This window comes from Aquimarina sp. MMG015 (genome assembly GCF_018100855.1).
Classification (GTDB): domain Bacteria; phylum Bacteroidota; class Bacteroidia; order Flavobacteriales; family Flavobacteriaceae; genus Aquimarina; species Aquimarina latercula.
Map to the genome: position 1 here is coordinate 1 of NZ_JAGJEB010000041.1, position 632 is coordinate 632.

Here is a 632-nt window from a genome sequence, read left to right on the forward strand (position 1 = left end):
GGATGAGGATGACGAGGCTAATTTTGAAGTAACGCCACAGAGTTCAGATTTAAGTATTGCCAAGGTGGTGAGTAACCCAACTCCGAATGTAGGTGATGTAGTTACTTTTACGATCACAGTTAGTAATGCAGGTCCAAATGATGCAACGGGAGTTGATATTGATGATGTTGTCCCTGCCGGCTACAGTAATATCACGAATATTAGTGGTACAGGTAGTGAGACTGGCGGTGTTGTAAGTTGGACAGGCCAGACTGTAACGACTACGACAGCTTTAGTAGTAACGTTTGATGCTACGGTTGATGCTCCAACGGGTGCTACCGATGAGTATGTAAACCAAGTAGAGATCACCTCGAGTGATCAGTTTGATCCCGACAGTGATCCTACCAGTGATAGTACTACGGATGATAATGGAGATGGTATTGCGGATGATGATGAAGATACAGCGGTAGTTATTCCCCAGAGTTCGGACTTAAGTATTGTAAAGAGTATCGATAATACTAGTCCTAATGTAGGTGATGTAATTACCTTTACTCTTACGATTAGCAATGCTGGTCCAGATGCTGCTACGGGTGTTTCTGTTAGTGATTTAGTTCCATCTGGATTTACGATTGGTACGATCAATGATGGTGGAG

The 632-nt window shown here is 43.2% G+C and carries 1 protein-coding gene; it reads left to right on the forward strand.

Features of this window, described 5'->3' with window-relative positions; translation table 11 throughout:
- On the forward strand, positions 1-632 hold a 632-nt coding region (locus J8L88_RS23410), incomplete at both ends, for a DUF11 domain-containing protein (protein WP_211062087.1).